This window comes from Paenarthrobacter sp. A20, assembly GCF_024168825.1.
Classification (GTDB): Bacteria; Actinomycetota; Actinomycetes; order Actinomycetales; family Micrococcaceae; genus Arthrobacter.
In genome coordinates this window covers 57,187-79,135 of sequence record NZ_JALJWH010000002.1, presented here as the reverse complement: position 1 = coordinate 79,135, position 21,949 = coordinate 57,187, and the positions used below count along the sequence as shown (strand labels likewise).

The 21,949-nt window shown below is 57.1% G+C and carries 22 protein-coding genes and 1 pseudogene; 12 read left to right on the top strand and 11 right to left on the bottom strand.

Annotated elements, in window-relative coordinates; all coding sequences use genetic code 11:
- Positions 1-5: 5 nt before the first annotated feature.
- Both J3D46_RS23715 and J3D46_RS23710 read right to left on the bottom strand, forming a co-directional pair.
- Positions 6-452: a hypothetical protein gene (locus tag J3D46_RS23715; protein ID WP_253469483.1), complete on the bottom strand. Its 447-nt coding sequence runs from the start codon at positions 450-452 to the stop codon at positions 6-8.
- A complete protein-coding gene (locus J3D46_RS23710; RefSeq protein WP_253469480.1) occupies positions 449-898 on the bottom strand; it encodes a hypothetical protein in 450 nt (149 codons plus the stop codon). The genes J3D46_RS23715 and J3D46_RS23710 overlap by 4 nt, the downstream gene beginning before the upstream one ends.
- Before the next feature lie 621 nt (positions 899-1,519).
- Here J3D46_RS23710 and J3D46_RS23705 point away from each other — a divergent pair.
- The 5 genes from J3D46_RS23705 to J3D46_RS23685 all read left to right on the top strand — a co-directional run bounded on the left by J3D46_RS23705 (position 1,520) and on the right by J3D46_RS23685 (position 7,944).
- Positions 1,520-1,750, top strand: a complete 231-nt coding sequence (locus tag J3D46_RS23705) for a hypothetical protein (RefSeq protein WP_243753352.1) — start codon at positions 1,520-1,522, stop codon at positions 1,748-1,750.
- Positions 1,751-1,960: 210 nt separating this feature from the next.
- Positions 1,961-3,802: a MarR family transcriptional regulator gene (locus J3D46_RS23700; RefSeq protein WP_374110852.1), complete on the top strand. Its 1,842-nt coding sequence runs from the start codon at positions 1,961-1,963 to the stop codon at positions 3,800-3,802.
- Positions 3,803-5,974: 2,172 nt separating this feature from the next.
- Complete coding sequence (locus tag J3D46_RS23695) at positions 5,975-6,607, top strand: AAA family ATPase (RefSeq protein WP_159736797.1); 633 nt, start codon at positions 5,975-5,977, stop codon at positions 6,605-6,607.
- A complete protein-coding gene (locus J3D46_RS23690; protein WP_253469477.1) occupies positions 6,607-6,927 on the top strand; it encodes a hypothetical protein in 321 nt (106 codons plus the stop codon). Before J3D46_RS23695 ends, J3D46_RS23690 begins: the two co-directional genes overlap by 1 nt.
- A gap of 429 nt (positions 6,928-7,356) precedes the next feature.
- Entirely contained in the window at positions 7,357-7,944 is a 588-nt protein-coding gene (locus J3D46_RS23685) for a recombinase family protein (RefSeq protein ID WP_253469474.1), read from the top strand.
- A 193-nt stretch (positions 7,945-8,137) separates the two neighbouring features.
- On the opposite strand, the gene J3D46_RS23680 is transcribed toward J3D46_RS23685, so the two are convergent.
- The 5 genes from J3D46_RS23680 to J3D46_RS23660 all read right to left on the bottom strand — a co-directional run bounded on the left by J3D46_RS23680 (position 8,138) and on the right by J3D46_RS23660 (position 11,518).
- A complete protein-coding gene (locus tag J3D46_RS23680) occupies positions 8,138-8,554 on the bottom strand; it encodes a hypothetical protein (RefSeq protein WP_253469471.1) in 417 nt (138 codons plus the stop codon).
- 51 nt (positions 8,555-8,605) lie between these two features.
- Positions 8,606-8,899, bottom strand: a complete 294-nt coding sequence (locus J3D46_RS23675) for a 4-fold beta flower protein (protein ID WP_253469468.1) — start codon at positions 8,897-8,899, stop codon at positions 8,606-8,608.
- A 432-nt stretch (positions 8,900-9,331) separates the two neighbouring features.
- Complete coding sequence (locus J3D46_RS23670) at positions 9,332-9,856, bottom strand: hypothetical protein (RefSeq protein ID WP_253469465.1); 525 nt, start codon at positions 9,854-9,856, stop codon at positions 9,332-9,334.
- A complete protein-coding gene (locus J3D46_RS23665) occupies positions 9,807-10,709 on the bottom strand; it encodes an HAD family hydrolase (protein WP_253469462.1) in 903 nt (300 codons plus the stop codon). The genes J3D46_RS23670 and J3D46_RS23665 overlap by 50 nt, the downstream gene beginning before the upstream one ends.
- Positions 10,710-11,035: 326 nt before the next feature.
- Positions 11,036-11,518 (bottom strand): hypothetical protein, encoded by a 483-nt coding sequence (locus J3D46_RS23660; protein ID WP_253469460.1) that lies wholly within the window; start codon positions 11,516-11,518, stop codon positions 11,036-11,038.
- Between the two features lie 545 nt (positions 11,519-12,063).
- Between J3D46_RS23660 and J3D46_RS23655 the strand changes: the two genes are divergently transcribed.
- Both J3D46_RS23655 and J3D46_RS25180 read left to right on the top strand, forming a co-directional pair.
- Entirely contained in the window at positions 12,064-12,942 is an 879-nt protein-coding gene (locus J3D46_RS23655) for a PIN domain-containing protein (RefSeq protein WP_253469457.1), read from the top strand.
- A 505-nt stretch (positions 12,943-13,447) separates the two neighbouring features.
- Positions 13,448-14,113 (top strand): annotated as a pseudogene (locus J3D46_RS25180) (Eco57I restriction-modification methylase domain-containing protein); the annotation flags it as partial.
- 330 nt (positions 14,114-14,443) lie between these two features.
- Here J3D46_RS25180 and J3D46_RS23650 read toward each other — a convergent pair.
- Positions 14,444-14,674: a hypothetical protein gene (locus J3D46_RS23650; RefSeq protein WP_253469455.1), complete on the bottom strand. Its 231-nt coding sequence runs from the start codon at positions 14,672-14,674 to the stop codon at positions 14,444-14,446.
- Between the two features lie 382 nt (positions 14,675-15,056).
- On the opposite strand from J3D46_RS23650, the gene J3D46_RS23645 reads away from it, so the two are divergent.
- A complete protein-coding gene (locus J3D46_RS23645) occupies positions 15,057-16,043 on the top strand; it encodes a BsuBI/PstI family type II restriction endonuclease (RefSeq protein ID WP_253469452.1) in 987 nt (328 codons plus the stop codon).
- Positions 16,044-16,509: 466 nt separating this feature from the next.
- Positions 16,510-17,115 (top strand): T6SS immunity protein Tdi1 domain-containing protein, encoded by a 606-nt coding sequence (locus J3D46_RS23640; RefSeq protein WP_253469449.1) that lies wholly within the window; start codon positions 16,510-16,512, stop codon positions 17,113-17,115.
- Positions 17,116-17,214: 99 nt separating this feature from the next.
- Here the strand turns inward: J3D46_RS23640 and J3D46_RS23635 are convergent, their stop codons facing one another.
- The gene (locus J3D46_RS23635) at positions 17,215-17,448 is read right to left on the bottom strand and encodes a hypothetical protein (RefSeq protein ID WP_253469446.1); all 234 of its coding nucleotides are present in this window, start codon (positions 17,446-17,448) and stop codon (positions 17,215-17,217) included.
- A gap of 315 nt (positions 17,449-17,763) precedes the next feature.
- Entirely contained in the window at positions 17,764-19,014 is a 1,251-nt protein-coding gene (locus tag J3D46_RS23630; protein WP_253469443.1) for a hypothetical protein, read from the bottom strand.
- Between the two features lie 532 nt (positions 19,015-19,546).
- Between J3D46_RS23630 and J3D46_RS23625 the strand changes: the two genes are divergently transcribed.
- Genes J3D46_RS23625 through J3D46_RS23615 form a run of 3 tightly spaced genes read left to right on the top strand, consistent with a single transcriptional unit; the run spans position 19,547 to position 20,701 of the window.
- Positions 19,547-20,095, top strand: a complete 549-nt coding sequence (locus J3D46_RS23625; RefSeq protein ID WP_253469440.1) for a TetR/AcrR family transcriptional regulator — start codon at positions 19,547-19,549, stop codon at positions 20,093-20,095.
- Positions 20,092-20,373 carry a dihydrofolate reductase family protein gene (locus J3D46_RS23620; RefSeq protein ID WP_253469437.1) on the top strand — a complete coding sequence of 94 codons (282 nt, stop codon included), beginning with the start codon at positions 20,092-20,094 and terminating at the stop codon, positions 20,371-20,373. The genes J3D46_RS23625 and J3D46_RS23620 overlap by 4 nt, the downstream gene beginning before the upstream one ends.
- Complete coding sequence (locus tag J3D46_RS23615) at positions 20,345-20,701, top strand: dihydrofolate reductase family protein (RefSeq protein WP_253469435.1); 357 nt, start codon at positions 20,345-20,347, stop codon at positions 20,699-20,701. Before J3D46_RS23620 ends, J3D46_RS23615 begins: the two co-directional genes overlap by 29 nt.
- Positions 20,702-20,916: 215 nt before the next feature.
- Here J3D46_RS23615 and J3D46_RS23610 read toward each other — a convergent pair whose 3' ends face one another.
- Positions 20,917-21,900 carry an FAD-binding oxidoreductase gene (locus tag J3D46_RS23610; RefSeq protein ID WP_253469433.1) on the bottom strand — a complete coding sequence of 328 codons (984 nt, stop codon included), beginning with the start codon at positions 21,898-21,900 and terminating at the stop codon, positions 20,917-20,919.
- Between the last annotated feature and the right edge of the window lie 49 nt (positions 21,901-21,949).

Here is a 21,949-nt window from a genome sequence, read left to right as displayed (position 1 = left end):
GTTTATCAGAGGAAAGGATCAAGACCGGAGGAGCTGCGTGAACGTGTCTTTTTCGACATCTCGAACGCGAAGTCCTCCACCCATCGCTCGACAGGGTGATTCGGAACCGACCGGCAGGTGATGCTAATCGCGTCCGCGGTTTCCCTCAGCATTTCTCCAGAGAGATCCGGCAGGGCAAGGGCTACCTGAAGGCTCTCCAGGTAGATGTGTCCGAGCTCGTGGTAGATGCAGTGGAGCTTGTACTGCTGGGACTTCTGCGGGGGGAAATACACGTTGATGCGATCTTCGAATTCGGCCTTGAATGCCGTCAGGGAACCCCAGGACTCGTTGTACTCGATCAGATTGATCGGTTTCTCGCAGATCACGGTCAGGCGTTCGACGACTTCCTTCATCGACGTCGTGCCGTCACCGCACAACTCCCGAACCTTGTCCTGTACAGGTGGGAGGGTCATTCATCCTCACCGTTCATCGACGAGTCGATAATCCTCGTGATCATCCGCAGTGTTTCCGGTGACGTCGCGCCTAGGTTCCTCGCGGCGAAGTTCTTCACCTTGAGCTTGCGCATCTGTACAAGGAACTCCATGCGCGCTTCTACCTCGGGAGGAGTTTCACTGTTGAGATCAACGAGATAGCTGGCCGGCACACCAAAAACGAACTCTGCGATGCCCTTCAGCAGTTCCTGATCGGTCACCAGGCTGCCCGTGCCATTGACTAAATAGGACCATCGTGTCCGCGACAGATGGATCCCGTTGGAAGAGAGTGCTTCCTCGACGTGATTGTACGTAAGCACCGCGTTGTTGTCGGACTCCCAGATATCCACCAGGATGCCCATGCGATCCGCCAGGCGCTCTTTCTTCTGCTGTTGCGTAAGAAACACGCTACGACCCCCATTTGCCATCTCAAAGCTCCTTCAGCCAAGGTCAGCTGCTTATGATGCGACCGCTACAGAGCAGGCGGACAGCCGACATCAGATTTTACCTGATGACATTCGTAGCGTATAGGCCATGAGTTAGAACTGGGTTGTACATGTGCGAAGCCCGTAGGTAGGCTGTCGCATACTTGATTTCTTGGGGGAATCAAGTCGCCACATGCAGCGGGATGTGAACGTCTGCAACTTGTCTGAAGCCGGGTTAGGGTGATGCGTAGATGGACCTATCAATGCGTTTGCGGACGCTTGAAGTTAGATATGCCACGCTCAGCCCCTTTTCTGTCCGAGGGGCTCCGCGGCGACACGCCCAATGTGGGCCTATATCGCATGTTGTCCATAATCGGGCGCGCTGACGCTGTGGCGTCATGGCAGACCTCCATGCAGATGGTTCCGCCATTCGACACTGTTTCTGTTTCAACACGCCGGAGGGTGTTTCTGTTTCAATGCCACTGCCGGAAGGCGCGCGATGGTAGTTTCAGTTTCAGAGAAGGTCGGTTGTATAGCAGCCGCCTACTTAGGGCCAGGTGGCACTTGGTTCGACCAATCTATTGAAGTAGCGGCGGCTTCCGCGGCCGAGTTCAAAGGACAGGGATGATGGCTCCAGTTACACGTACAGGCAGACGCTCCAAAGGCGACCGCAAATTCGTCGGATTCCGCATCGCAACACCTAAAGCGGATGCAATGGACCAAATTGCAAAGGCAGAGGGCTACCAGTACGTAAGCGACTGGCTGTCAGATTTGGTTGAAGAACGCCTGGCCAATACCAAGCTGCACGCAGTTCCCCAGCAGGAGGAGTTCCCGCTTGGGCGCTTAGCCTCATAACGAGGAAGGCCCGCACTAGGCGGGCCTTCGAAGCTAGTGACTTACATTCTGGATTGCTTCCCGGCGCTCAGACTGTAAGTCGTGAAGGTTGATCTCTTCAGATTCACCTTTGTCTTGCTATAAAACCGGTCTTGGCGGGCCGGCCCTTTGTTGTCCCTCTGACAGGACCTCCTCGAAAGGATTGCTCTCATCGTACAACAGCACGCTCGCGTGCTGCCAGCAGTCATACCCGCTGGCGTGTCTCGCGACCATTCCCCGACCGCTGATGCTGCGCAAGCTTGGGCCTCGCTAGCGCCTCTTCTCGCAGGTCAACCCCGTGTTCGCCTGTCCCGAGACGGCGGTAAGACCTATCCCCAAAAGCACGAACGCGCTCTGACTGAGACGCTACCCACTTTTCCTGCGGCAGTCCGGATCTTCGGGAAAGACGGTAGCTGCTCGGCCATCTTCCTCGACTTCGACTCCTCTATTGCAGGTATCGATTGGGTGGAAGCGGACGTGAAGTCCCTCCAATCGTGGCTGCACAGCTGTGGCGCCCGGTGGATTGAAGATCACTCCCCCAATGGTGGTCGGCACGTTTACATACCACTGGCGACAAGGGTTTCCTTTTCCGAGGCACGCGACGTTGTCGAGGCACTCGGCACTCGATACCGGACATTGGATAAATCTCCACACCAAAACCTTCTACACGGTTGCATGCGCACACCAGGATCTCCCCACAAGCGCGGCGGCCACCAGGTACTCGCCATGAGCCTCAGCATGGCGTACGACATTGCAAAACGCCCAAACACGGTTCGGGTCTGGGACTCAATACGCCAAGACTTGAGCGATGAAATCGCCAGTGTACGGGCCCTGAGGCTGGAACAGCCGCTTTCCTGGGAAAACGGAGACCCGGACGCACCGCAGACGATCGGACGGATGTCCAGGCCAATGCAGCAGATGGCGCTGTCGGGACTGTACGACGCGAACCGGTACGCCTCGGACTCGGAAGCCCGTCAGGCAGTCCTGACCGCAGCGGCCGCCGCTGGAATGAAACTTGTCGAGGTTCAACGACGGTTCCTCCAGGGTGTCTGGCCCGGACTCGCATCGTTCTACGCCCGCTACGCCTCCCATCACCGGCTCCCCTCCCTGAAGCGGGACTGGAACAACGCGATCGACTACCTACGAAAAAACCATGGCTCAAGAACGGGGAGTAACAATGCCCGTAAATCCCCCACAAGCCAGCCAAATACACAGCCCCTACTAGGAACACCCTCGAACCTAGATTCGAGTAGCGAGCATCGTTACCTGCGCTCCTGGAGAAACGCCCTGTCCCTGAGAGAGCCTGCATACGCCAGCTCCCGTAGCGGCCTGGCACGTCGGATGGTGTTAAGAGCGTTGGGCGCGGCCGCCCACATGACAGCGTCTCGATTTGTTGAGTTTGGTGATCGATCAATCGCCGTGGCGACTGGACTGGATCACACAACTGTGGGCGCTCACTTGCGGGCTTTGCGTGCTGAGAATGACCCGCTGGTGACGTTGGTAGAACGTGGCCAGGGAACTAAGGGTGATCTCTACATGCTGACGATCCCCGAAGGACTTCGCTCAGCAGCAGAGGATCTAACCTGGCGAAAGGGAAAGATTCACTCGCTCAGGCCGGTTTTCAGGGAGCTGGGTTTGCCGGCGGCGTTCGTTTACGAAGCCTTGGAGAGCACGCCAGGGCTCACAACGACGGAATTGGTCGCTCAGACAAGGTTGTCCAGAACCGCCGTTGGCGAAAGCCTCGAGGTCCTGGCAGCATGGAACATGATTTCAAGGAATGGCGCCCGGTCCTGGGTGATCGTAGCTACGACCTCCCTGCAGGAGCTCGCAGAATGCTTTGGTGTGGTGGAAGCTGTAGCTGCCCAACTCCAGAGATACCGCATTGAACGAATAGTGTGGAGGGAGTGGCTTTCAAAGAATGTGAACACAGTAGCGGAGCTCCTCTCCCCCACAGATGATTACCCTTGGGAGGCCTTCGAGGGGCCTCCTGATGAGTGGACCCTAGCTGATATGGCCTTCACTAGAGGGGTGTAAGCAGCTGCCGGATGATCCTGGCAACTGAGAAAGACGGGGCTTCCTAAGGCATCGTAGTCGTCAAGTTTCATGCCATAGATAGCGCCATAAGCCACATTGGAATGCTGCTATGAATCGCTCGGTCCAGGTTTCCGGGAATACGAGTAGCTGACCTGCGATCTCACCTGGCGTAGAAGTAAGGTACCCGTCATCCGTACGACTTCCCGGCCACGGGTGACTGAGTCGGCGTTGCCTATGACGCCACCGAAGGGGCAAGCACTCCCCCACCCCGCCGGTACTGCTCGTACACCGGCAGTAGCCTCAGCGCGTGCTCTATTGCTTGGGTGGAGCTGGAAAGTCTGCGCATGGAGGGTCGCGAGTGACATCCTCTAGTTTTTAGCCGACTGTCCAGGAGTTCTTGATGACTACCTTTGCTAGATCTGCCGTAACCGTCGCGAAGGCCGAGCCTGGCACGCTTGCCTGGACCGGTTCTTGCAGGTGCAGGTCGATGAAGCCGGCGTTTGCGACTCTGAAGTGGAAGAACGCTGGCTGCCCTCGACAATCACGCAGACTTTTTGTGTGCAGGGAGAGGAACACTGGGCAGTATCAAGTAGGTACGTCGTGTTTCGGCACGCTGCACAGCTATGGCTCTAGCCGTGGTCCGTCTCTCAAGAGCCTGGTGTTAGGATTTCCACCGCTCATGAGCTGATTGTCTGCTGACTTCTAGCGCGTGTCCGATTCGGGCCCATGAGACGCCCGCAGATCGCGCTGACTGTACTCCCCTGCTCACGCGTGCCTCTGCGTTCTTCAACACTCGGAATGCGGCCTGCAGTTCGGAAATTGCAGAAGCGGGAATTGCATGGGCTCTCCACTCAAGGCGCATGGTGTCCTCAACAGTGACGGATGGCACTGCCACACCAAGAAGGGGTACAAAAGCACGGCGCTTTGAAAGGCTAGCTTCCGAGGATGTCGGAACTCGTTTCCAGAAGGGACCGAACCAGCCGCAGGCACATAGTGAACGCCAGCCTACAACTCGGTCATCTGAGATAACCTCCTGGTCAGCGTGAACTGGATGTCGTGGGAAACTGCCCGAGATACCTTGAACCGAAGGGCTGCCCGTTCTGATGTCTCCTGTGATGCGTCCGTCTGGAGCAACGGCGCCTGGCCATCCTTCGTGAATTCCATCCTGCATATCCCAGTTCATACGTCTGCGCCCCTCTATGTTCCGGCGTGGTTTCGGCTTGAGTCTGCCTCAGATGATGTCAGGAAATCCTGACGTCAGATTACTGCAGCAGCTCTTAGGGCTGTCTTGGGTTGGGCAATTATTCGGTCGGTGTAGCCGGGTACTTGCCGGCCTTGGACCCGCTTCTGGACCTTCAACGGGAGTTGTGGACTGAAGGCGCACCACCGGGTAGCAGTTTGATACTAATTCAATAGTGAAGTGATATCAGGTCGGTGCGGGTACATGCCCCTCTCCCCCATCGCTACCTTTGCTTGTGCAGAACGAGGTCCTGGCCACGTCGACTACTGGCCCCAACCTGACAGTAGTTCGAAAGTGATATGGAAATGCTATCGCGGTGGTATTGGTTTGATACCGCTCTTCCTCGTGTTTCCTTGGTGTGGGGCCCATCGGAGGAGTACTGAACTACTAGCTTTTCGATAGTGCTTTGATAGCACTTTCAAAGTGCTAGCTGTTCTATACCAGGGTCGGCCAGTTCGGGGCGACGGGAGGAGGTCCCGCGATCCCGATCTGATAGCGGTTTGATACTACTTCGAAAGTGATATCGAAATGCTATCGCGGTGGTATTGGTTTGATACCGCTCTTCCTCGTGTTTCCTTGGTGTGGGGCCCATCGGAGGAGTACTGAACAGCTAGCTTTTCGATAGTGCTTTGCTAGCACTTTCAAAGTGCTAGCTGTTCTATACCAGGGTCGGCCAGTTCGGGGCGACGGGAGGAGGTCCCGCGATCCCGATCTGATAGCGGTTTGATACTACTTCGAAAGTGATATCGAAATGCTATCGCGGTGGTATTGGTTTGATACCGCTCTTCCTCGTGTTTCCTTGGTGTGGGGCCCATCGGAGGAGCGCTGAACTACTACGTTTTGCTAGTGCTTTGATATCACTTTGGAAGTAATATCAAAGCACTAGCGTGTCAGTACTGGTTTGATAGCTTCTCTCAGCTAGCGTGGAAGTCATGATCATTGTCGTTGGAAGCGAAAAGGGCGGGGTGGGTAAGTCCACAGTCGTCACTAACATGGCCGTGGAGCTCGCGAAACGCGGGATGCGTGTAGCAGTAGTGGACGGAGACCGCCAGCGGTCTACTGCCCGCTGGGCCGTTGACCGCGAGGAGGCCGGTCACGAACCTCGCATCTTTGTCGTCGAAAAGCTGGGCAGTCTCCACGAGACGTTGCGAGAGCTCGACACGAGTTACGACATCGTTTTGGTCGATGTCGCAGGTAAAGATAGCAAAGAAATGCGTACGGCCATGACGGCTGCGCACCAGCTGTTGATTTTGACTCAGTCCAGTCAGTTTGACTTAGACACACTGGTGACGGTTGACCGACTAATCGAAACAGCACGCGACTTCAATCCATCCCTACGTGTTCGGGGAGCCCTGACGCGTGTATCAACAAATGCCTTTGAGTCAGAGAGCGCTGACGCAAGAGAGTATCTTGCTGATTACCCAAGCATCGAGCCACTCCAGACTGTTCTGTACGAGCGTAAGGCCTATCGCGACGTAGTAGGTGAGGGGTTAGGTGTCGTGGAATGGAAGAATCCCAAAGCTGCGCGAGAGATCCGCGGTTTAGTAGAGGAGTTGATCGGCTAATGGCGCTCAAAAAACGTTCCGCTTCGGAGAAAGCGCGGGAGGAAGCGATAGAAGCGTTTGGCAACGCAGCTGAACCTTTTCTGACAGCTCCGGTCGCCAGAGACCAACGCATCACGCCTATTCGACCAAGTTTCACGCCTGAGCTCAGTGATATACGGGATAAGGAGCGCCCGAAAACGATGCTGCTCCGATTCGACAATGACCTGGATCTTGTGGAGCTCCTGTCAATGGTGGCAACCCTGGAGGGGCGAAAGAAGCACCCGATGGCGCTGAGAGCTCTGCGGATTGGACTTGAGCAGGTGCGAGACAGCTATGAGTAGAGAACGCTAGCTGTTTAGTATCACTTCGATAGCGTTCACTGCCGGCCAAAGGATGCTCGATTGCCGGTAGGCCACCGCCGGTCCCGCACGGCCGGGAGTCGAATGTCGACAATTGAAGTCCGGCTGCACATGAAGTCAGGCGCCTGAACCTGAGTATCTTGAAAAGAGGGGGACCGCATCGCGATCTGTGTCCCGGGCGTTACTTTCTGCATGCGAAGTGGCTCACGCCCTTCGGAGGGATTTCAGGTCGGTGTAGGCCCGCAGATCGTTGTCTACAAAAGGTAAAGGTTTCCAAGACGCCTGCCCCTGTCCGGAAAATACTCGGGAAGCACCTTTGAATCCAGGGTTCCACTTGTCTCGCAAAGTCGCCTCATCAAAAAGTGTCTTACATGCGCGGAATGAGGGAGTTTCCAAGGCAGAATGAGACGCATGAGATTACTTGGTTACACCAGAGTCAGCACCAAGGCCCAAGACGCGCAGCTGCAGCTGGATTCACTCATTTCCGCAGGTGTGCAGCGACGTGACATATTCTCAGACGTTACCTCCGGCAGCAGGGCCGCGGTCGAACGGCCTGGAATGAGGAAGCTGCTCGAGTATGCCGAGGCGGGGGACACTGTCGTGGTGTGGCGGGTGGACCGGTTGGGCCGGTCACTGATTGATGTGCTGAACACCGTAAATTTGCTGCGGGGTAGGGGAGTGGAGCTCCGTTCAATTTCTGATGGTATTGATCCGGCGACTACCAGTGGCCGGCTGATGCTGAACATGCTCGCCACGTTGGCTGAGTACGAACGTGAGCTCATCACAGAACGAGTAAATGCAGGCATCGCCGCTGCTAAGGCATCGGGGACCAGGTTCGGCCGGCCCGTTGTCGACCCTGCAGTCATAGCCGACAAGCTTGCCATCGTCCGGGATGCCCGGGCCAAGGGTAAGACAGCTGCGGAGGCAGCCGGGCTGGTGGGGTGGAGCCGGGCGACTTTGTACCGACACCAAAAAGCGCTAGTGGCCACTGAAAGGTAAGGGAGGTTTGGGGACCCAAGCCGAGGCGACGTCTTAGGTCAAATTCCTAAAGGGGTGTTGACCGGTGTTTGGAGCGACAGCAAAGCCGGGGGGATTGAGGCGGTGCCGTTGAAGGAAGCTGGCATGAAGGAATCGGAATGGAGATTCCCATCCAGCAATGTCTGCCCCGACCCTTGGCGCCGGAGGCTCGTGGCTAGCGTAAGCGAGCGTATTGTTGGTGCACTTCCTGGGTCAGGCGCACGAATGCCACGAGTTTTTCGTCTTTTGTTGGCTTGTTGGGCATCTTCCCAAGTTCCGCCGCCAGCTTGTAGAAACCCGCGCCTTCGTCATTTGATCCTTGGTGCGTGACAAGAGCCGAGAGCATGACGCCGTGCTGCTCGTTGGTCTTGATTGAAATTTCCCCGAGCAGTCGTCCGATGGCTGCACGCTCGGACTCCTGCCGATAGTCGAATGGGCGATATCCCGTCTGCTCTGAAATCGCACTGTTTAAGCTGCTGTAGTTCGTCATGCCACCGGTCTCGGCAAGAGAAATCAGGAAACGCTCTGCGGCGTCGCGAATCTCTTCCCACTCATCCCTCGTGCGTCCATAAATCGTGTCTGAGCACTTCACGGCGTCCCTCTTTCAGTTCCGTAGCACACCCATAGTAGGGCCGGCGGGTAGCTAGAGGAGCTTGTCAAAGGCATCCGGGTAGGGGCAGCCGTGGTTGCCACGGTTTCCGGGATTCCCCGGGTTGCCAGGATTTCCTGGGTTTCCTGGATTGCCGATGTTTCCAAGATTGCCCAGGTGTTTGTCCACGACTTGGCTCTTATAGAGCTCTCCGATGTACTGGCCAGTGAGGCGGTGTACGTGAGTTCCGTTGAGTTGTCCTATAGCTGCACCGTTCAAAGCATGAACATAGCGACCGCGAACGAACCCAACGGCCTGGCCCGTAGTGGCATAGATGTAATCAGTCATGAAATAACCATAAATGCCGCCCCCCGACAGAAGGAGAGGAACACTCACTGCCACTGAGCGTGGCGTGCTCGGAGTCCTGGCCCCTTGTTTCGATAAGTCGCCGCACAGAGGAGTGTCTCGCTGCGTTGCCTGCAATGTAGTCATTGATCGTGGGTCAGTTTGACGGGCTGAAACTGCTGGGGAGCCAACCCGCGACTTAGCCTGGAACGCAATCAATACGACCATGCCGAACAACGAAACTGACCTCGGCGAATCACGCCCCTCGTAATTTCTTGAGCTCATGCCGGGCTATCGGTTGGTTTCGGGCTGTTCCTCGCAACCATGGCGACAGTTGGCTCCAGGACTCTAGAGCACTCCGTCGCTGTTTGCAGTCGCTAAGAACCAGAGGTAACTGATGGAGGTGCACGTTACGTTTACCTCGGTTAGTTCGTACTACGGCTGCAGCATAAGGATGAGAAGGCTGACAACCAATGGCAAGCCTCCGAGCACGTAGAAGAAGTTCAGTTTGTGCGCCGAGTGCATCTTGCCTAGCCACGTGTTCCAAGGGCTTTCGTCACCGATTGTCTTGGTCAGGGCCACGTCCACACCTAAATCCCGGAGCTTCTTTTCGAGGTTCAGTCCTTCCTTTACCGCTCCAACCAAGAGCCGGTGATACCACTGACGATCAACAAACCAGAAGGCTAGCCATAACAGGAGACCTAGGATAGGTACCACGACCGCGGGCGACTTCTGTCCCACCCCGAGCAATTCCACGCTTCTTCCGTCTTTGAAAGCGATAAAGGTTGCGCCCAATGCGAACGTCAGAGCGGTCAACCACAGAGCTCTGATTCTCCAACTCAGGTCATTGAAGTGCTGCTGAACCTCGATGGTCTTCTTCCATGCGTCAACATAACCATCGACAATGTGGCTAGCTGATGGCTCCGACGGAGTGGAAGTCGAAAATTTCAAGAAGTTCATTGAAGCCTTCCGAAAGGGAGAACGAGGGGATCGGCGTAACTGCGGGCAAAGAAAGTTTCTCACGCTCGATGTCAGCCTGCGTCCAATGTGAAACGCGGCGTAGTTGCTCGTATGCCGGCTTTTCGTGGGATACGCCGTATTGCGCATGTACATCGATGACTCCCACTTCCTGAGCCATGGCGATGTCCTTGTGAAGGCTGTCCCCGATGTAGGCAACTTCCGCGTAGGGCACGCCGTAAGGAGCCAAGATCTCCCGTAATACGTGTGGATTTGGCTTTATTGCACCTTCCCCTACATTCTCATGCTTTGTCTGAGCGAGTCCGTAATTCTCAGCGGAGTAGCGGCGAAGACTAACTGGGTCTAGACCCTTTGGACTGTCGTGGTCTCGGGGAGACCAAACGGCCTCCAATAGCCCGTCAAGCTTGAGAGTCCGCAACCGCCATTCCGTCCAGAACCTGGGCGATTCCGTATAGCCCACTACAGGTACCCCTGTTCTGCGGAGCGCTGTGAGAGTTTCGATAACACCCGGATACAGAGCAGTCTCCTTGATGCGGGCACTGTTCTGGCGGTGAAGTGCATCGTCGAATGCCTGTCTCGGACCTACTTTGCCGGCGACTTTGCGTAGGCATGGAAGCTCATCGACCAACCATGAGTATTCCGTTGTTCCCCGCCGCCTGTGGATCGCTTGAGCTTCTTCTTCCAGCGTGGCGCGGTCGATGCCCGTCGCTGCAACCAGGCCCTCGAGAAGGGCGTCAAACGAGGCATGCCAAGCATGGAACCAGTCCCACAATGTGTTGTCCAAATCAGTGACGAGCATTGCCACTCGGGGTTTGGTTTCATCCTCTTTAGTCATCTCCGGAGTATAGGCATGGGGGCCTGACATTGTGCACGGCGTACCTCCTCCGCCAGCAGCAGGCTCGGGGCATCGAACCCCTTTGGTTAAGTTCGACGAAACAAGTCTCGCTAATGGATGGGCTCTTGAGGCCACAGAGCTAGCTGTCCCGGAAGTTGTTTTTGTGACTGCTGTCCACGGCAGAGCATTTGGGACAACATCCGGGACGGAAATGTTACTTGGAGGCCGGCCACCGGGGGCACGCAAATCGTCACTACATGGCGATCAATTCCACAGGGGAGCGTACCGGTTCTAAGGGAATGAACGTCCTGAGCGAGGAACGACCTCTAAGGGAGGTCAGTGAAGTACCTGACATGCTGTTCTAAGATTTCTTGCAAGGCCGGCGCGAAGTAGGTCTCGAGTCCGGTCACGCGCGAGTACCCGTATGCGGCGCCGATGAGGGCTAAGCTGGCCACCGCCGCGGAGTCCGTTGCGGGGCGGGGGAGAGGGACAGAGAGCAGCGCTATGTAGTTGCTGCCAAGTTTCCTATCTATGTACGGCTCGGCGGAGTCGATCGACGGATGGCTGGCCGGGGTGTAAACGAGCCACGCCAGATACATGCTCTTGAGCCGATCCTTGATTTCCTCTGTGCTGCCGTCCATTGCGTGCTTCAGATGGACGAAAGTCTCCATCTCCTTGAACTCGTCCGTCGCGGTGTCGGCGTACTGCTGTAGCTGGTCTGCCATAACTGCCTCAAACCGCCAGCCCTCATGTTGGGCGTCGAGGAGTCTCTTACTCGTCGCCTTCTTAGCCAGCATGGCTGTCTCCACGAACTTTCCTTCGCCTGCGTCTGCCCAGATAAGGCGCATCGCGTGTTCGAGAGCTGATCGAAGAAGGGGGGGCGGTTTCTGACCCGTAACCACTCTTCTCAAGTTTGATCGCTGCCTCGCCGTTGCGAACTGCCCGCTGGAGCCAGCCCCAGGCTAGAGCCGGCGCGGCTGCCCTCCTTTGTTCCTGTCCGGACTCATTGTCGAGCCATAGCGGTTGAGGCTTAGGGGCTTGATTCACCATGCGCGTGAGGCTCCGATAAATCGCGTACCCAGGATCCTTCTCGGTGATGCCGGTTCGGTTGGCCGGCTTAGGGGACTTCTTCTTGGTACTCATACGGAGAGCTTCGCAAGAAACCGCCACCAGCTGGGGGAGGAGGCTCGGGCCGCGTCACTCGCCTACGAGAAGATGACTTGTCGGTCATCGCTAGTCGTTCAATTGATGATGCGTACGCCGGGGTAGCTAGGGTGTTTTAAACCGTACGTGCGGGGGAGAACCACTCTGGCTGCGTGAACCGATTGACCATAGCGAAGGTAAGGACTCTCTTTTGATCAAGTTGGCCGTTGGTGCGTCTCCTAAGGCGGCGCTTGGCAGTCTCTCCCGGGCAGTGAATGAAGCCGAGAACGCCAGGGGTGCCGGTGGGTACTCAAATGACCGTTACCATCGCTACTTGGAATGGGCTGGTGACCAGATCTACGCGCTCTCTAGTGCGCTCAGCAATGATGAGATTGAGCGACTCGTGGCGACGAAGCTCTACTCGATGCTGCTGTCCCTCGATCCTTCCAGCGTGTCGACTCTGACGCTAGGTCGGCTAGTAGATGGTGAACTTGGACAATGTATCCAGCGTTTGAAGGCTGCCGAAGAGCGTATCTCCGCAGAGGAGCGGAAATGGGAACAAGGTAGTGCCGTAGCTGTCGTGCTCGATACCAACGTGTGGCTGAAGTACTATCAGGACCCGCTCCAGGTTGACCTAAACCAGGTGCTGGATGAGCGTGCCAGTGTTCCCCTGGTGGTTGCCGTTCCTATGAAGGTTGTCGATGAGCTCGACGGGCATAAGCGCAACCGTGCGAATCCTCCCAAGGGCGGCCTACCTATCCGGCGTCGTGCCGCACTGGCACTCAAATATCTAGAGGCGCAGGCTACCGCCCCTGGTCAGCGGAAACTGCTAAAAGAACAGGTTATTGCCAATCAATCACCGTCCTCAAACATCTACCTAACTGTTCTTGAACAGTCTTTGTCCCAACCATCCATCCAAGACGCCGACCTAGAGATTATTGACAGGGCTGCCGCTATCCGCCCATACGCGAAGCACGTAAAAATAGTCACCACGGATTACGGCATGATTTACCGGGCTCGACAAGCTGGTCTCGACGCGGTCCGCATTACAGATTACGAAGAAGAACAAGAGGTCCCACCGCAGCTGTAGTCCCCTCGACCCTGAGCAACGCCGCCATGTAAATAATTCACCGCAGTGGGGTTTGCTGGCTGTCATCGCGGGCGCTGCAGGCCAAACGCTGCGGAAAGTGTCGGTGCCTCCAGCGATGCTTAGAACCTAGTCAATGGCCTCGTTCTAAGCCCGGCATCGGCGCACACCAAGAGGTCCGCAAAATCAGCGAAATCCTAGTGCTGCCGATAGTCTATGCAGGGAAGCGAGCCCATTCACTGCTTGCGTCCGAAGCCTAGAACCGAGAAGCAGGAGATCCGTGTCCACCCACGCAGCAGTCGATCTGAGAGCAGATGCTTTCAGTAGTCTGTCGTCGGAAACTCAGGCCCTCCTTGCGTCGGTAGATAGTTGGTGGGCGCTTAGGGCCGATCAAGCCGGGCTGTCGGGGCGCTGGGCGGATGTCTCTTTCGCGTTGGTAGCCCAACCGCCAGCTTCCGTCAGCGGCGTAGAGCAGAGCACGAGTGTGGGCGCTACGACCACGCCCGAGATGCTCGGCGCTATGTACGTTGGCTCACTTCCCAGCGCGGAGCGATCCAAAGAAGGAAAGCATTACACGCCTGCCGTTCTGAGCGACCGCCTATGGGAAATGACCAGGGCGACTTTGGGCTACACACGGGGGCGGGATCGTCGCTTAAGTGGCCTTGTTCGAGATCCAGCCTGTGGAGCAGGCGCACTCCTCTTGGCGCCGTTGCGCGAACACCTCCGCGCAACATCCAAGGACGACCCAGCTATCACCATCCGCGGACTGCCAGCCCTGATCCAGGGCATTGACATGGATCCCTGGTCGGCTTGGCTTACTAACGTCCTTCTGGGAGCTGAGGCGCTGCACACTTTGGCGAAAGTCCCTGAGGCGCGACGCCGGCCAATCCCAGTGCTGGCAGAAGCAGGCGATGGCTTAGCCGTAGGGCGAGAAAAGGCCCTTGTCACGATCATGAATCCTCCGTACGGGAGACTGCGGCTTGCCACAGATCAGAGGACTGCTTTCGCTCACGTACTTTATGGACACGCCAACATCTACGGGATGTTCATGGCCTCCGGTGCGGACAACACCCGCAAGGGTGGGGTTTTAGCCTGTTTGGTTCCCACTTCCTTCACTGCGGGTAGATACTTCCACAAACTGCGGGGACACCTGGCGTCAACCATGCCGATGCACTTGATGAACTTTGTCGAGGGGCGCAACGGCGTCTTCGCTGGAGTCCTCCAGGAAACGTGCCTTGTTACCTTTCGGCATAAGGGCACACGCAAAGTGACTGTGACCCGCTCAAATGGGCGTGTTGAAGAAGTTGCTCAGATCCCGACACCCCGAGGCGACGGCCCTTGGCTCCTGCCTCGAGAAGCCCGCGATGCCGCGATTGCAGCCGCGGCCGGGCGGATGTCCACGACGCTGGAAAGTGCGGGCTGGCATGCCTCCACCGGCCCATTGGTGTGGAACCGCCGTAAAGCAGATCTGTATCCGAGGCAAGCCAGGGATCGAATTCCCGTTTTATGGGGCGCGGACGTGGACGGCGGCCGAGTTCACAGAGACAAATCGCGCGATTCCATGCGCTTTCTGGCTCTGACGGGCACATCCGATCCCGAAGTCATGGTGCTTGATGAGCCTGCCGTCTTGGTACAGCGCACTACCGCCCCGGAACAGACCCGCCGGCTCGTGGCTGCAGATCTGGACGCTGGAGCCCTGCGCGACTTCGGGGGCAGGGTTGTCATCGAGAACCACTTAAACGTCCTTCGGCCCACCGTCCCGAAACCTCTGATTTCCCGACCCACGCTGGCCCGGGTACTTCAAACACAAACTATGGACCGATTGATGCGTTGCATTTCCGGATCCGTGGCTGTCAGCTCATATGAGATCGATTCCCTTCCCCTTCCCGAGGCTTCTGTCCTGGCCTCATGGGAGAACCTTGCCGGCGAGGAACTTGAACGCGCCGTCGCAGAGGCATACACCCTTGGAGCCAACGTTGTCCGACCTTCTGCCAGTAGTCACCCGCGAGATGTGCCAAGAGAGACTGGCACTCATCTTCCCAACGGGATTTAAGACCACGCTTTCCAGCCCGATCTCAGCCGCGACCGTAGCGGGACTGATTTGGGCAGGCTGTGTCATGCCTAGCGATGACGCGGAGCTGGATGAAAGCCTCTCATATGCACGACCCACCTCCAGCTTGTGGATGAACGCAGATCTGATCGCCATCGAGGACGAAGAGAAACGACGAGCCTGGTACCAGGCTCACTTGATAGGCCAGGCATCAGTTACAGCTCTACAGCGAGAATGGGGCGTTGAAACAGAGCAGTGGTACGCCACGAACAGCCGGGAGACAGTGAGGAAAGGCATCTTCATCATCGGCGCACAGTACGGCGCGATGAGCGAGAGCGTCGGGGCTAAGACCAACGCAAACTCCCCACGTTGGATAATGCGCAGGAGTTTCGCCGAGCTCTTCAACCCCGCCCTGCAAGGAGACGCTCTCAGGGAAGCCATCGACGCGTGGACCAACACAGCAATGGACCCCGAGCAACGGCTCCGAGCGGTAATAGCCCGCGAACGAAAGAGCACGGCGTCAAGTATTTCCGTCGTCCTCCCTAGCGGCGAAGTACGGCAGTTGTCGCCAGGGGAGTCATCGCTCATTCTCAAAGGCGTGATTGAGGTTTGGGCTGAACAACGGCTCCAGGAACCGGCTGTGTTAACTATCAGTGAACCCGGAGACAAAAAAGCCTACGTAGATGACCGGCGTCTGTCCGCAGTCGGTATCAACATTAACGTCTCGGACCTGCTTCCTGACGCCTTGATCGTGGACATGGGTCACCGGCCAGCCGAGTTCTGGATCATCGAAGCCGTGGCCACGGGAGGGCCAGTGGATGAACGACGTAAGCAGAACTTTGTCGAGTGGGCTGAAACGCAACGCATCAGGCCCGAACAGTTGAGGTTCCTCAACGCGTTCATCTCACGGAACGACTCAGCCGCGAAAAGACATTTGATGGATCTGGCAGTTGGAACCTACGCGTGGTACTTGGACGAACCCACGCGTGAACTTGCTTGGAACGCTATCGCAACAGCCATACCCGACAACGTCCTAAACATAGAAACGCGTTAGACCAGCCAATCCCACCCTTGCTATGCCACATCCAAGGAAGTGGGACACGTATACGTGTAGCGTTTAGGGCACCTTCACCGGGCATTTTGCGGGCGGGTCTTACGGGAATCCCGTAGCGCTGGAACGGTGAGGACGTGCATACACGGTAGCTGCGGCCGGTGGGGGACCGGCTAACGGGCGCCGGTCCAAGGGTGCGGCCGGAGGCGTAAGTGCAACGTCAATGGCGGACTCGACTGCATCGCGGCGCGCATCGGTCGATTGGAGAGGAAGCGACTCAATAGCTTGGATCAGCGCCACAAGCCAGGACGTTCGGATCCTTGAAAGGCGATCCATCGAAGTAGCGAGCGATTCCGTGACAAGAACGTCTACAAGGTCGCCCAGTGCGCCCGCGTGAGACCCGTCGCGAGCTACGTAGAAGGATCGGTGTTTGACCGTCCAGCTGAATTTGTGAGGCATGATGGTGGCCATGCTTGAGATCTTTGGTACGAGGTTCGACGTCACGGATGGAATCCCTGGATCACCAGAGACCGTGGGGAATAACGTCGCCTACTTATTCGGACGCTATGGCGGGTGTACCTTCAATGGCGGTCTATACCGGGTGCATTCAAAGGAATCATTCCGCAAGGCGTCGGCAATGGTCGCCGAGGCTTATCCAGAGTTCGGCTTTCCACTGATTCCTTTTGGGTTCGATTGGTTGGGCCGTCAGTTTGTCCTTGACCTGCGAAGCGGTGACGTTGATCCCGAGATTCTTCTTCTGGAACCGGGTACCGGTGAAGCGTTGGAGATCCCAAGGAAGTTCTCGACCTATCACGACGACGAGCTGGTTCGGGATCCGGAACCAAGTCTCTGTGTGAGCTTCTTCAATGAATGGAAGTCCGAGAACCCTGCAGACCTGGCTTTCGATCAGTGTGTCGGCTACAAAGTACCCCTTTTTCTAGGCGGCGAGGACTACGTCCATAACCTCGAGCTCAGCGATATGGAAGTCTATTGGTCACTGATGGCCCAGCTTCGTCTCGCTACAACGAATCTCGCTCCGGGGACGCGGATAAGCGGAATCGAAATCGGTGAATGACGCTTCAGACCGGGACTTCACGAGCCGCCAACAACCGCAGACACACGCCCGGCAAAGGATCCCTTATCGTGCCCCCACGGTCGCCTGAGATCAACCCTTTTAGGCCAGACTTTCGAGTGTTGAAAGAACCAGAGGACGAACGTCTGATGCCTCGGAGTGCGGCACCCCGCCTCCAGGCGAATACAGCGAAAGAACGTAGAGCAACTCTTCCATCCGGTCGTCGCCGAGATACTCCTCGATAAGAACTCCTTCCAACGCCTGTGCAGCACGCACGGACTCGTCGCCGCCCAGGAACCGATCGGCTGCTTGCTGGAGTCGTTCTGAAACGCTCATGATGCCGTTACCGTAGCAAGAGTTCTGTTCATCTGGCGCTTCCCGTATGGGGATCCCCTTACGGGCACCGGTGTGTGCGGTAGCAGAGACACCCTGGCTGACAATCAAATCCGCGTTGGGGGAGTGTGCGTGTCAATGAGGTCCCACTTCCAAGGAAATGGAACACTGCTGCTTTGGCTATCGCACCCAGCGGGTCCCTCTCTGCCTTACCGTGCAATGCATGAAGTCACTCCGATGATTGAGGGCGTAAAGGGGGTGGAATTGGGTTGATTATTTCTGCCGCCCAGAACTCCGGCTTTACATGTCCGTCGCGTTCTATCGGCGTACCAGACCAGCCAGGAAACCAGACACGCGGTTGTAGACGCCCAAGGTTTTAGGCCGGCGGGCCGTGTCCGTCAGATGCAACGGTTCAGCTGGGGGCGGCTCGTGCAGTGCATGCTTCAACCAGGACACCTGATCGTTTGATGACCTGAACAGCCGGAGGAGGACAACCACTGCCCAGAAACGGAGCAGACCATGAAATCCAAAGTTGGCAATTGTGATCCACGATGTGGTGTTCCTCGTGGCTTGTACGAAAGCGATGAGCATTGACAAGAAGGCAACCATCGGGAGGAAGCCAGCCGCGTATGCGGAGAACGGGTCGTGCCCATTCACACCCAAGACAGCCGGGATCACAAGAAGACATGACGGCACTCCCAGAAGCACTAGAGCTAGAACTTTCCAGCCTCGTCGAAGTTTGGGAGGGATCGTCAAGATCAAGAACACCATAAAGTTAAGACCTAGACACATCGCGAAGAAGACAGCGATGCCGAGGACGAGTCCGACTCTTGCAGCAAATTCCGGTAGCGACGTGTCAGCGCGGTTGTACTCAAGTAATGCTGCTGGCAGGACGAGCACGAGTATGCAGAGGGCGCCTGAGGTCCACCACACGAATTTGCGGGACTGTATGTCGCGTCTCAGTGGACGCAGGCGTTTCTTCCAGTGTTGCTGTAATGCCCCGGCCTTTATTAGTCTCTGTTCTAAGTCTTGTGTGGTGGCCACGCGCGACGCATCTAAACACAGGGCGGCTGTCACTGACCCACAGAGTGCGACGGTTAGCGTCATGGAAGCATCAGCGACTCCCGACCTGGCGACCAGCGCGTCCAGCAGGGTGACTGCAGTGAACACAGTAATGACAGACGCCGCAAGAGTTGAGATATGCGAAAACACCTTTACTCTGCGCATTTCCTCCTCACGTACGCGGGGCGGTTGTACTGCGCGCGACTGCAAAGAGATCTCTGCCCTGAGGCCGTGCACGGCGACCTGTAGAGCAATGGCTAGAGGAACAACCACAGCCAGGACTATGGCCGGCTCCTTCCACACGAACCACGTAAATAGTGCATCCACCCAAGGCGTTATGAAGGCGTTGATCAAATCAGCACCCTGAACGCCGTCAGGCCTGCTGAAGGTTTCCGCGATTAAAGTCACCCCAAACACCAGCAGGGGCAACAGCAAAGTAGTTTCGATGAAGTGTCGAAAGACTGTAGAGAATCTATCCACGACGAGTCTTGGAGTCCGGGCGGCCATGTTCGAGATCTTCTCACGCCAGGGCCCTGGCACTGGCGGCAGATGACGGAAGTTGGTAGGTCAGACCACAGGGCAGTAGGGGCCCATGTGCGGCAGAACGTGATGTTCAGAGACGCAAGCGATCTTTTGAGTAACTTTGAGGCCAAGGAGATTAAGGGCGATCGCAGGGCCGAGATGGAATGCCTCTCGACCCAGAACGTGCCGATCGCGGCCTACGCATTGGATGAGAGCACTCTTGATTGGTGTCTGTTGATAGCCCGTTGTGCTTGATGCCTTACTGGTCAAAGGACGTGAATATCGGGTCCAGGCTACTCTGCACTAGCTGATCCCATCAGATCCCGGGCAGTATCCCTCCAGTGGTGTTCCACTTCTAAGGAAGTGGGACACCATTGCCGTCGACCTGCGGAGCTGGACGGTAAGCGCAGCACTCTCGTCAAAGCGAAGCCGTAGGAGTTTCGGTGGGGGACCTAGGGAGGTAGTTGTGGTACTCACGGCAAACCAACAAGTTAGTTAACTATGATTTACTAATTGTGTGAGTAGACCTCAGCGTGCCTCTGATGTGGAGTTGCTCGACCGTATCGATGCAGTCATCTTCCAGCGTTCTTCGATGGGCCCTTGGGGTCTTCATGATGTCGCTCCTGCTGCGGGCATTAGTCCCGCTGGGCTGATTAAGCGATTCGGTTCCAAAGAGGGTTTACTGCTCGCACTTGGCCGAAGATGGGTCGACCGAATTCCGGATTCGCCATCGGGAACGGTAGATGCGCTGACCGAGCTGCGCGGATACCTTGAGGAGAATTTCGCCGCACCCACGTCCGCGTCAGCGGTCTTCGGCCTCGGGGAGCTTATGCGTGATCTCTGGTCACCTGCCTCCGCTGAGATGCTCCGAGAGGGCTGGCGCAAGCAGGCGCACTACTTCGGTGCTCTCCTGGCATGCCTGTCACTCCGAGACGACATTGACCCCCGGTCAGCATCCTTGACGCTGCTCGACGCGCTTCATGGCAGCCTTTACCGCCGTGCCGTTGGCCTGGATCCGACTACCCCTACGCAGACCCTTGATGCCCTTTTGAAAGGCTGGACATGATTACTGATCGCACTTGGCGCGGATGCGTTTTTATCGGCACAAGCCTGGACGGTTACATCGCAAGGCCGGATGGCGACCTCGCCTGGCTCACCAACCCATCGCCTCGTCCACATGTCACCGGCTCCACCGCACATCCGGCCCTTGAGTGGGAGGCGTTCTATCCCACCGTTGACACGCTCATCATGGGCCGTTCGACCTACCAGACCGTTCTTGGCTTCGATACATGGCCTTTCGAAGGCAAACGCGTCATTGTGCTCAGCACCTCCCTCCCCCCGTAACGACAAGACACCCGTCGTCCGCTCAGTCCACGAGGCACATCAACTGCTCGAAGCCGAAAGGGCGGCCCGGGTCTACGTCGATGGTGGTCGCACCATTCAAGCGTTCCTGGCCGCAGGGCTCATCGACGAAATCACTGTCTCAATCGCGCCGGTGCTCCTGGGCCGTGGGCGCCGCCTTTTCGGGGACCTCGACAATGATGTGCTGTTGACCCTCCGCGGCCACCATTCGACCCACGACGACGGACTACTGCGGGCAACATACGACGTACACACCCCGGTGGGACGTAAGGCCGGCCAGGAGAAGACGGTGGAAGGGATGGGACGGTAGGGATTATGCGCGTCGATGATCTGGACTTGCCCTTCGCTGTCACCGAGCTGGGAGACCCGCGCAACGAACCCATTTTCGTGCTTCCCGGTGGCCCCTGCAGAGGACCGTGCAGACGACTTCTGACATTCCGCGCAGTCAGCTTCTGAAAAGGACTGATTCCGAACGCTGGGGGAGTGTCCCGCCAGAGGTGTTCCGGTTCGAAGGAAGTGGAACGGCTAAGCGCGCAGAATCTCTTCGGCAGCGGTGTGTCCGATCACTGAGCCCAGCATGATTCCTGGATGGGCCACCGCGATATAGAGACCTGGGACACTGGAATAGCCAACTGTCGATTCACCATTGGCCGGCATCGGGCGCCACCCGATCTCGACGCTTTTTAGACTCGCCTCTGAAGAGCCACGGAAGGATTTCTGGAAGACGCGAAGTGCTTCCTCGCCGGTATGCCCCAGGTCTTCTGTTGAAGTCTCCCCGTTGTACTCCACAGGCATGAGCGTGGTTCCGTCAGTGCTCTGGCGGGCTTCGAAATGATCATTGGCGATGATTCCTTGGACGATTCCGGGCGGAGCATGGAGTTGGACCATCACGGATGGGCTGGACACCATCGGCAGGTCAACGTTGGCCGTCGCGCAAAGGGCCGTTGATCCGGTCCCGGCTGCCACGACCACCGTTGAGGCGGGTAGGACTTCGGTACCGAGTTCCACTCCGATGACTGTCCCCTCCTCACTGCGGGCTAAGCGGGAGACCGGGCTCCCGAAGCGAGTCGAGGCGCCATATCGTTGAGCGGCGCGGACCAAGCTTTCGGTGGCTCGAACCGGATCCAACCAGCCGTCGTCGGCCCTCTGCTCACTCCGGTTCGGTGGCATCACCAGGTTTGGTTCGATAACTTCTGCTCGGTCGGTCTGGGGTGCGCCGTCGTGGGAAAAGTACTCACCCCATACCAAAGCGCCGGTCCAATGCACCTCAAGCTCTGGTACTTCTTGTGCAAGCCGGTGCCAGTGGTCGCGACCTTGCGAACGCAGTTTCTCCTCGGGGCTACTGTCCTGAGGTGACCTGCCGATCCAGGCAAACGAGTGTTTAGTAGCACCGCTACCGGGCAAAGCAGCATCGATGAGGGTGACCCCGGCTCCGGCGGCGGCCAGTTGATAGGCAATTGACGATCCGACAATGCCGGCTCCGACCACAATTACTTCGCGAGACACCATTCAAGAGACCATATCCCACGCCCGCGGGGTTCCAGTTTCAAGGAAACGG